The organism is Streptomyces sp. NPDC005004, assembly GCF_053600675.1.
On record NZ_JBSGAH010000024.1, the window covers coordinates 44364 to 53345 of the forward strand.

Below are 8982 nucleotides of genomic sequence, written 5' to 3' on the forward strand. Positions count from 1 at the left end.
TCCACGGGCATGGACAAGAAGACGACTTCCGCCGACGGCACCTCGCTCGCCTTCCAGGTGACGGGCGAGGGGCCCACGGTGATCCTGGTGAGCGGCGCGATGTCCACCGGGGGCACGCTGGCGCCCTTGGCGCTGTCCCTCTCGGACCGGTGCAGGACCGTCGTGTACGACCGCCGGGGACGCGGCGCGAGCGGTGACACCCCGCCGTACGCGGTGGAGCGCGAGGTGGAGGACCTGGCGGCGCTGCTGGCGGCGGTGGGCGGCGAGGCGGCGCTGTTCGGGGTGTCCTCGGGCGGCGCGCTGGTCCTGGAGGCGGCGGCGAGCGGGCTGCCGGTGTCCCGGGCGGCGGTGTACGAGGTGCCGTTCGCGGACTTCCTGGCGGGCGGCGCCGAGCAGCAGGCGGTCTACGCGGCCAACCTCTCCCGCCTGCTGGAGGCGGGGCGCCTGGGGGACGCGGTGGAGCTGTTCCTGCGGCTGACCGGGCTCGCGGAGGAGATGATCCAGCGGGCCCGGCAGTCCCCGATGTGGCCCGGCATGGAGGCGGTCGCGCCGAGCCTCGCCCATGACGCCGCCGTGCTGGGCGACGGGCTGCTGCCCCTCGCCCGGCTGGCCGGGATCCCGGTGCCGGTGCTGTCGGTGGGGGGTGGGATGAGCCCGGCCTGGATGCGGGAGGCGGCCCTGGCCGTCGCGGAGGCGGTGCCGGACGGCACGTATCTGGAGCTGGCGGGCCAGACCCACATGATCGAACCGGCTGCCCTGGCACCGGCGCTGACGGCCTTCTTCACGGACTTCGCCGGGTGACGTGGCACGGAACGGCGCGGCACGGAACGCCGCGGCCCGCTCCGTGAGGGGTCAGACCGTCGCCGCCGCCCGCGTCGTGGCGGCGATGGTCGCCGAGCCCACCACGCGCGTGCCGTCGTACAGCACGATCGCCTGGCCGGGAGCGACGCCGCGCACGGGCTCGGTGAAGGTGACGCGCAGCTCGCCGTCCACCAGCTCGGCGGCGACCTCGGTCTCGCCGCCGTGGGCGCGCAGCTGGGCGGTGTAGGTGCCGGGGCCCTCGGGGGCGGCGCCGCACCAGCGGGGCTTGATCGCGGTGAGCGCGGTGACGTCCAGGGCGGCGGCCGGGCCCACGGTCACCGTGTTGTTCACCGGGGAGATGTCGAGGACGTAGCGCGGCTTGCCGTCGGGGGCCGGGGTGCCCAGGCGCAGGCCCTTGCGCTGGCCGATGGTGTAGCCGTAGGCGCCCTCGTGGGTGCCCAGGCGGTTGCCGTCCTCGTCCACGATGTCGCCCTCGGCCTTGCCGAGCCGCTGGGCGAGGAAGCCCTGGGTGTCGCCGTCGGCGATGAAGCAGATGTCGTGCGAGTCGGGCTTCTTGGCGACGGCCAGGCCCCGCCGCTCGGCCTCGGCGCGGATCTCGTCCTTGGTGGTGACGGTGTCGCCGAGCGGGAACAGGGCGTGCGCGAGCTGGCGGTCGTCCAGGACGCCGAGGACGTACGACTGGTCCTTGGCCATGTCGGAGGCGCGGTGCAGCTCGCGGGTGCCGTCCTCGCGCACGATCACCTGGGCGTAGTGGCCGGTGCAGACCGCGTCGAAGCCGAGCGCGAGCGCCTTGTCGAGGAGCGCGGCGAACTTGATCTTCTCGTTGCAGCGCAGGCAGGGGTTGGGGGTGCGTCCGGCCTCGTACTCCGCGACGAAGTCCTCGACGACGTCCTCGCGGAAGCGGTCGGCGAGGTCCCAGACGTAGAACGGGATGCCGATGACGTCGGCGGCGCGGCGGGCGTCGCGGGAGTCCTCGATGGTGCAGCAGCCCCGCGCTCCGGTGCGGAAGGATTGCGGGTTCGCGGAGAGCGCGAGGTGGACGCCGGTCACGTCGTGCCCGGCTTCCGCGGCGCGCGCGGCGGCGACGGCGGAGTCGACACCGCCGGACATGGCGGCGAGGACGCGGAGGGGGCGCTGCGAGGTCTCAGTCATAACGGTTCCAGGGTACGGGGCGCGGGAACCGCGGACGCCGGGAGTCCGTTGAAGATCACAGCGGTACCGGGACGGCGGGGAGACGGGGGCGGCATGGGTGACGGGGACCGACGGCTGGGCCGGCGGGCACTGCTGATCGGCGGCGCGGCGGCGGCCGTGGGCACGGCGGCGCTGGCGCGCGAGGAGCTGGCGCATCTGTGGTGGCGGCTGCCGGGGGTGGAGCGGCCCCGGGTGGCCGGGGCGGTGGACTTCAGGGGCGCCCGCTGGGTGGCGGCCTCGCCGGGGAACTACCGCCGCGCGGACCGCCCCGACGACTACACGGTGGACCGGGTCGTCATCCATGTCACCCAGGGCGGCTACGCGTCGGCGGTGAAGGTCTTCCAGGACCCGGCGCACGGCGCGGCCGCGCACTACATCGTGCGCGGGGACGGCGGGATCACCCAGCTGATCCGCGAGCTGGACGTGGCCTTCCACGCGGGCAACCGGTCGTACAACGAGCGCAGTGTGGGCATCGAGCACGTCGGCTTCGTGAACGACCCCTCGTCCTTCACCGACGCGATGTACGCGTCCTCGGCCCGGCTGACGGCCCGGATATGCGCACGGTACGGCATGAAGCCCGACCGGGAGCACGTGATCGGGCACGTGGAGGTGCCGGGCACGGACCACACGGACCCGGGTCCGCACTGGGACTGGGACCGGTACATGAAGCTGGTGCGGCAGGCGCGGGTCTAGCGGGAGGCGCCCCTAGGTCAGCCCCGCCGCCCGTGCCCGCTCCACCGCCGGTCCGATCGCCTTGGCGACGGCTTCGACGTCCTCGTCGGTGGAGGTGTGGCCCAGCGAGAAGCGCAGGGTGCCGCGCGCCAGGTCGGGGTCGGTGCCGGTGGCGAGGAGGACGTGGCTGGGCTGGGCGACGCCCGCCGTGCAGGCGGAGCCGGTGGAGCACTCGATGCCCTGCGCGTCGAGCAGCAGGAGCAGGGAGTCGCCCTCGCAGCCGGGGAAGGTGAAGTGGGCGTTGGCGGGCAGCCGGCCGCCGGGTGCGGGGTCGCCGCCGAGGATCGCGTCGGGGACGGCGGCGAGGACGGCGTCCACGAGCCGGTCGCGCAGGGCGCCGATCTCGCGGGCGAACCGCTCCCGCTGCTCGGCGGCGACGCGTCCGGCGACCGCGAAGGAGGCGACGGCGGGCACGTCGAGCGTGCCGGAGCGGACATGGCGCTCCTGTCCGCCGCCGTGCAGCACGGGAACGGGGCTGTGCTCGCGGCCGAGGACGAGCGCGCCGATGCCGTAGGGGCCGCCGATCTTGTGCCCGGAGACGGTCATCGCGGCGAGCCCGGAGGCGGCGAAGTCGACGGGGACCTGTCCGAACGCCTGGACCGCGTCGGCGTGCAGCGGGACGCCGAACTCGGCGGCCACGTCGGCCAGTTCACGGACCGGCATGATCGTGCCGATCTCGTTGTTGGCCCACATCACGGTGGCCAGGGCCACGTCGTCGGGGTTGCGGGCGATGGCCTCGCGCAGCACCTCGGGGCTCACCCGGCCGTAGCGGTCCACGGGGAGGTACTCCACGACGGCGCCCTCGTGCTCGCCCAGCCAGTGCACGGCGTCGAGGACGGCGTGGTGCTCGACGGGGCTGGACAGGACGCGGACCCGGGCGGGGTCGGCGGCGCGGCGGGACCAGTACAGGCCCTTGACCGCGAGGTTGTCGGCCTCGGTGCCGCCGGAGGTGAGGACGATCTCGCTCGGGCGGGCGCCCAGCGCCTCGGCGAGGGTTTCGCGGGACTCCTCGACCGTGCGGCGGGCCCGGCGGCCGGAGGCGTGCAGCGAGGACGCGTTGCCGGTGACGCCCAGCCGGGCGGTCAGCGCCTCCGCGGCCTCGGGGAGCATCGGGGTCGTGGCGGCGTGGTCGAGGTAAGCCATGGTGACGCCGATTCTACGGCGGTCGGCGCCCCGGCCTTCGAGCGGTGGGCTCGGGGGCACCGGCCGGGGTTCCCGGACCGGTGCCACCGGCTCCCTGATGCCGGGCGTCACAGGCTCACACCGAGTGTCAAAGGCTCCAGGAGACCGTGTGGGACATCTGCATGGCGACGACCAGGACCACCAGGTCGGCCACGCCCAGCGCCATGCCGAGCCAGGCGCGGCCCGGGCGGGAGGTGCCGCGCCACAGGGCCACGGCGGCCAGCACGACGGAGACCGGGCCGAGGACGAGGTTGAGGGCGAGCAGGCCGAGAAGGCCGAGGACGAAGGAGGCCACCGCCATGCCGTCGGCGTCCCGGGTGCGCGGGGCGGCCTCGGCGGGGCGGACGGCCGGTGCGGTGAGTCGCATGGTGCTCAGCTCCTACAGGTCGTGACGGACGGTCAGTCGGCGGAGTGATGGCGCCTGCGGCCGTGGTACTCGCGGAGCGCGAAGACGCCGAGCCAGGCGGCGATGAGGACGGCGACGGCCGCGGTGACGGGCAGCGGCGCGTGGGCCACGGTGCCGAGGACGACACCGAGCAGCATCAGCGCGGCGACGAGGAACAGCATGGGATCAGATCCCCCCTCCGAGTCTGGGTGAACAGTTGTAGTAACAGTTGTTCACTGACGCCGAGTCTAGCGCGCCGCGCGACTTTTCAAATAGAGAGAACAGTTGTTAACTGGATGACATGAGTCACACGCTCGGCGCCCGGCAGGCCCAGAAGCAGAGGACCCGTCAGGCGTTCCTGGACGCTGCGCTCACCCTGCTGGAGGAGCAGAGCCTGAGCAGTCTGGGGCTGCGCGAGGTGACCCGCGCCGTCGGCGTGGCCCCGACCGCCTTCTACCGGCACTTCCGCTCCACCGCCGACCTCGGTGTCGCACTGGTCGGCGAGGCGCTCGGCAGCCTGCACCCCATGGTGCGCCCGACGGTCGCCGCCGGGGACGACAGCGAGGAACGCATCCGCCGCGCCGTCGAGTTGATCGCCCACCACGTGGACACCCATCCCGCGCACGTCCGCTTCATCGCGCGCGAGCGGCACGGTGGGGTGAAGGCGGTGCGCGAGGCGATCCAGGCCGAACTGGCCCGGTTCGCCGAGGAGGTGCGCACCGAACTGGCCGCCGACGAGCAGACCGAGGGCTGGGCCGACGCCGACGTCCTGATGCTCGCCCACCTCTACGTGGACCAGATGCTCATCACCGCCTCGCTGTTCCTGGAGTCCCAGGACGGACCGCCCGGCGAGCGGGAGCGCGTGACACGGCTCGCCACCCAGCAGTTGCGGCTCATCTCGCGGGGCAGCAGGCACTGGCTGGACTGAGGGCGCTCGACTCCCTCTACGAGGAGGCCTGTTCGCCGTACAGCTCCAGCACGGAGCGCGCGCCCCGCAGGAGTTCGTCCCGCGCCTCGGGCGGGTCCAGGATCTCCACCTGGTCGGAGAAGCCCAGGAGTTGACGCACCGCGCGCAGCACCGGATAGGTCAGCCTGGCGGTGACCCACTCCTCCTCCCCCGCGTCCGGCGGGAGTTCGGCGAGCTGGGGGCCCGCGATACGCCGGAAGAGGTCCAGGCGTTCGCGGCGCACCCGCACGGTCACGTCGATCGCGCCGTCCGGGCGGTCCTCCACCTGACGGCGCAACACCTCCCAGACATCGGCCAGTTCGACGCCGCTCCGGCGCCGCACGGGGTCGTCGAGGAGGCGGGCGGCGGCCACCCGGTCGGCGCGGAAGAGCCGCGGGGTGGACCGCCGGTCCGCGACCAGGTACCAGACCCCCGCCTTGGCGACCAGGCCGTAGGGGTCGACCGTGTAGGTGCGCGGCTCCGGCTGTCCGCTGTGCCGGTAGCGCAGCCGCAGCCGCCGGTCGCGGAACACCGCCTCCCGCAGCACCTCCAGGTCGACGGCCGCCCGCGGACCGCCGCGCCAGCGCGTGGCGTCGACCAGGACGCGCCGGCTGGCCAGTTCGGCGGCGGGGCGGTGCGGTTCGGGCAGCGCGGCCATCACCTTGCGCAGGGCCGAGCCGAGGGCGGCGTCCAGACCGAGCGCCGCGTGCGCGCCCTCGGCGGCGAGGATGAACAGCGCGCGGGACTCGTCGGCGGTGAGCCCGGTGACGTCGGTGCGGAAACCCGCGAGCAGCGCGATGCCGCCGTGCCGCCCGCGCTCGGCGTACACCGGTACCCCGGCGGCCGACAGCGCCTCCACGTCCCGGTAGACCGTGCGCACCGACACCTCCAGACGGGCGGCGAGTTCCCGCGCGGGCACCCGGCCCCGGGTCTGGAGGAGCAGCAGGATCGACAGCAGCCGGTCGGACTTCACGTGCTCAGGATTGCGCCGACCGGGGGACGCGCACAAATGTTGACGGAATCTGTCAGGTTTTTTGCCGATGCTCGCTCCACCGGCTCACGAGCCCCGCCGATTCAGGGGCCGATTCAGGGAGAGGCACCACCATGACCACCACCGACTTCACCGACCCGCGCCCCGTCTACCACCGCGCGAGCGAGCAGGCGGCCCGCCTGATCTCGGGTGTACGGCCCGATCAGCTCGGACTGCCCACGGCGTGTACCGAGTTCGACGTGCGCGGACTGCTGGAGCACGTCGTCAACGGCACCCGGGGCATCGCGGCGATCCCCGGCGGCGCGGCCCCCGCACCCGGCGGACGCTCCGCCGGCGAGGTCTCCGACGACGACTGGGGCGCCGCCTACGACGAGGTCCGCACCCTCCTGCTGAAGGCGTGGGACGACGACGACGTCATGACGCGGGCGGTCCGGGTGCCGTGGGGCGAGGTCTCCGGCCACGCGGCCCTCGCGGGCTATGTGATGGAGATCGTGGCCCACACCTGGGACCTGTCCGACGCGCTCGGCCACCCCTTCGTGCTCGACCCGGAGGTCGGCGCGTTCGCGCTCGCCGTGGCCGAACGGCAGCTCCCGGACTCGCGCCCGCGCGAGGTACTGCCGTTCGGTGAGCGGCGCAGCGCCCCCGAGGGCGCCGACGCCTACGGTCGGCTCGCGGCCTGGCTGGGCCGTACGCCGGTCAGCCGAGCCTGACGCGGGCGAGCTGGCGGGACTGGGCGACGAGGCGGTCCTCGCTGTCCCAGACCTCGGCGTCCTCCTCCAGGAAGCCTCCGGCCAGGTTGCGGGTGGTGATCGACACCCGCAACGGGCCGGGGGCGGGGCGCCTGCGGACGTGGACCGTCAGCTCCACGGTGGGCACCCAGCCGGTCAGCCCGATCTCGAACGCGGTGGGCGGCAGGGCGTCCACCGTGAGCAGCAGCGAGAGCGGGTCGGCGTCGCGGCCGTCGGCGAGCCCGAACCAGGCCCGCATCTCGCCCTTGCCGGAGGGCGCGCCGAGCGCCCAGCCGAGCGTCGCGGGGTCCAGCTTGAGCATGAGCCGGTCGGTGATCGCCGAGCCGCCCTCGACCGGCGCCGGACCGTCCTCGGGGCCGAGGCACCGCTCCAGCGGCGGGATCAGGGGCGGGACGGCGGTGGTGCGCACGTCGTCCGGGAGGGCGCCGAGGTCGCCGTAGGAGGCGAGGACGCGGATGCGCTCCACCTCGTTGCCGGCGGCGTCGTACTGGAAGAGCGACGCCTGGCCGGTGGAGAGCGTGCGGCCCGTGCGCACGGTCTCGGTGCGTACCACGGCGGGCCCCGGCTGGGAGGCCGTCAGATAGTGCGCGGAGATCGTGAACGGGTCGGGGTGCGGCAGGGTGTCCGCGAGGGCCCGGCCGAGGACGGCCAGCAGATAGCCGCCGTTGACGGCGTTGATGATGGTCCAGCCCGCCGAGAGGTCGATGTCGTAGACACCGGGCTCGCGCCGGACGACCGCGGTGTCGCGGTCGAACTCGCTGTCGCCGATCAGGGCCGCTGCGGCGGGTACGGAAGCTGCGTCTGGCATGGGTGAACCGTACAACAACAAATTACTAAGCAGTAGCTTTGGGTGTTGCGGGCAGATGACGAGATCCCCGGCCCCGCGGTCCTGACGCCCCGGCTACTCCTCCGTGACCGTCGAGCGCCGGTTCCAGGCGCGCGGCGCCCGCCAGTGGTACTTCATCGCCAGCAGCCGCAGCACGAAGGCGGTGATGACGGCGACACCGCTGGTGAGCGGGGTGAGCGCGTCGTAACGAATACAGAGCACCACCAGGGCGGCGCCCACCATCGCCGGCACCGCGTACAGGTCACGGTCCCAGCGCAGCAGCGAGGGCACCTCGTTGGCGAGCACGTCGCGCAGCACACCGCCGCCGACGGCGGTGGCCAGGCCCAGGGTCGCGGAGGCGGTGAGACCGAGGCCGTAGCTGTACGCCTTGGTCGTGCCGGTGACGCAGAAGAGGCCGAGTCCGGCCGCGTCGAAGACGAGCACGGCCGACTGGATGCGCTCGACGTGCGGATGCAGGAAGAAGACCACCACGGCGGCGAGCAGCGGGGTCACGAAGTAGCCGAGGTCCGTGAAGGCCGCGGGCGGCACGGCACCGATGATCAGATCACGGATCAGCCCTCCGCCCAGCGCGGTCACCTCGGCGAGGACGGCGATGCCGAAGACGTCGAAGTTCTTCCGTACGGCCAGCAGGGCGCCGGAGATCGCGAACACGAAGATGCCGATGACATCCAGGGTGTGCTGTACGGAGGGACTGAAGAGTTGCTGGATCTGCACCCTGCCATTCTCACCTGGCGCGGGGCGCGCGCCTTGCAAAGCCAGGCCAGGGCCGGAAACGCGAACGGCCGCCGCGAGTGCGGCGGCCGTTCGGTGTCACCGGTCGGTGCGGATCACTTCCCGGTCTGCTCGGGGCTCTCGGGCACGGACTTCGCCTCGGACTCCGCCGTGGCCGCAGGCTCCTCGACGGCCTCCGCCGACGCCTCCGCCTCCACCGCCGACTTCTCGACGGTCTTGGCCGACGTCTCCGCCACGGGCTCCTCGACGGTCTCCGCCGACTCCTCCGCCGCGACCTCCGCCTCCACCGCCGACTTCTCGACGGCCTCCGCCGACGTCTCCGCCACGGGCTCCTCGACGGTCTCCGCCGACTCCTCCGCCGCGACCTCCGCCTCCACCGCCGACTTCTCGACGGCCTCCGCCGAC

11 protein-coding genes and 1 pseudogene are annotated in these 8982 nt (G+C 73.6%); 4 read left to right on the forward strand and 8 right to left on the reverse strand.

All coding sequences use genetic code 11. From position 1 onward, the window contains the following. The first annotated feature begins 9 nt into the window (after nt 1–9). Nucleotides 10–801 carry an alpha/beta fold hydrolase gene (locus ACWEEU_RS27045; RefSeq protein WP_385744466.1) on the forward strand — a complete coding sequence of 264 codons (792 nt, stop codon included), beginning with the start codon at nt 10–12 and terminating at the stop codon, nt 799–801. A 51-nt stretch (nt 802–852) separates the two neighbouring features. Here ACWEEU_RS27045 and mnmA read toward each other — a convergent pair whose 3' ends face one another. Then, nucleotides 853–1974, reverse strand: coding sequence for a tRNA 2-thiouridine(34) synthase MnmA (gene mnmA / locus ACWEEU_RS27050; RefSeq protein WP_451735585.1), 1122 nt, complete (start codon nt 1972–1974; stop codon nt 853–855). Between the two features lie 93 nt (nt 1975–2067). Between mnmA and ACWEEU_RS27055 the strand changes: the two genes are divergently transcribed. Beyond that, nucleotides 2068–2706, forward strand: coding sequence for an N-acetylmuramoyl-L-alanine amidase (locus ACWEEU_RS27055; RefSeq protein ID WP_451735588.1), 639 nt, complete (start codon nt 2068–2070; stop codon nt 2704–2706). Between the two features lie 12 nt (nt 2707–2718). Here ACWEEU_RS27055 and ACWEEU_RS27060 read toward each other — a convergent pair whose 3' ends face one another. From ACWEEU_RS27060 to ACWEEU_RS27070, 3 genes are all read right to left on the reverse strand, one after another. Next, the gene (locus ACWEEU_RS27060; protein WP_385744460.1) at nt 2719–3888 is read right to left on the reverse strand and encodes a cysteine desulfurase family protein; all 1170 of its coding nucleotides are present in this window, start codon (nt 3886–3888) and stop codon (nt 2719–2721) included. 127 nt (nt 3889–4015) lie between these two features. After that, entirely contained in the window at nt 4016–4294 is a 279-nt protein-coding gene (locus ACWEEU_RS27065; protein WP_199585427.1) for a DUF4190 domain-containing protein, read from the reverse strand. 32 nt (nt 4295–4326) lie between these two features. Continuing rightward, nucleotides 4327–4494, reverse strand: a complete 168-nt coding sequence (locus tag ACWEEU_RS27070; RefSeq protein WP_199585428.1) for a hypothetical protein — start codon at nt 4492–4494, stop codon at nt 4327–4329. Nucleotides 4495–4613: 119 nt separating this feature from the next. Here ACWEEU_RS27070 and ACWEEU_RS27075 point away from each other — a divergent pair, with 119 nt between their 5' ends. Then, a complete protein-coding gene (locus ACWEEU_RS27075) occupies nt 4614–5240 on the forward strand; it encodes a TetR family transcriptional regulator (protein ID WP_385744456.1) in 627 nt (208 codons plus the stop codon). Nucleotides 5241–5256: 16 nt separating this feature from the next. Here ACWEEU_RS27075 and ACWEEU_RS27080 read toward each other — a convergent pair whose 3' ends face one another. Next, complete coding sequence (locus tag ACWEEU_RS27080; protein WP_451735593.1) at nt 5257–6231, reverse strand: helix-turn-helix transcriptional regulator; 975 nt, start codon at nt 6229–6231, stop codon at nt 5257–5259. Nucleotides 6232–6362: 131 nt separating this feature from the next. Here ACWEEU_RS27080 and ACWEEU_RS27085 point away from each other — a divergent pair, with 131 nt between their 5' ends. Next, nucleotides 6363–6959 (forward strand): TIGR03086 family metal-binding protein, encoded by a 597-nt coding sequence (locus ACWEEU_RS27085; protein WP_451735595.1) that lies wholly within the window; start codon nt 6363–6365, stop codon nt 6957–6959. On the opposite strand, the gene ACWEEU_RS27090 is transcribed toward ACWEEU_RS27085, so the two are convergent. The 3 genes and pseudogenes from ACWEEU_RS27090 to ACWEEU_RS27100 all read right to left on the reverse strand — a co-directional run. Further along, on the reverse strand, nt 6946–7806 hold the full coding sequence (locus ACWEEU_RS27090; protein ID WP_385744450.1) for a thioesterase family protein: 861 nt from the start codon (nt 7804–7806) through the stop codon (nt 6946–6948). The genes ACWEEU_RS27085 and ACWEEU_RS27090 overlap by 14 nt on opposite strands. Before the next feature lie 93 nt (nt 7807–7899). Further along, nucleotides 7900–8559, reverse strand: a complete 660-nt coding sequence (locus ACWEEU_RS27095) for a trimeric intracellular cation channel family protein (protein WP_451735599.1) — start codon at nt 8557–8559, stop codon at nt 7900–7902. Between the two features lie 113 nt (nt 8560–8672). Beyond that, a pseudogene (locus ACWEEU_RS27100) lies at nt 8673–8982 on the reverse strand (VWA domain-containing protein); the annotation flags it as partial.